Annotated in this window: 1 protein-coding gene; it reads right to left on the reverse strand. The window is 22.9% G+C overall.

Annotated features, from left to right (window positions below):
• Positions 1–280: IS3 family transposase (locus tag IMK15_RS06370; RefSeq protein ID WP_192942294.1), on the reverse strand; the 280-nt coding region annotated here is incomplete at both ends.

Raw genomic sequence — 280 nt, forward strand, 5'->3', positions numbered from 1 at the left:
CCTCTTAAATTAAATTCTGTTACATCTGTAAACCATTTTTGGTTTGGAGCTGTTGCTTCAAAATCTCTATTAATATGGTTATTAGCTACTTTACCTATTTGACCTTTATATGAAGAATATTTTCTCTTTTTACGAATAATACTTTGTAAATTAAATTTTTTCATAAGTCTTTGTATCTTTTTATGATTAATATTAAAACCTTGATTTTTTAATTCTAATGTTATTCTACGGTAACCATATCTTCCTTTATTTTCATAGTAAATTTCTTTTATTTTATCAA

It is taken from the genome of Sneathia sp. DSM 16631, from assembly GCF_014892235.1.
GTDB classification, from domain to species: Bacteria; Fusobacteriota; Fusobacteriia; order Fusobacteriales; family Leptotrichiaceae; genus Sneathia; species Sneathia vaginalis.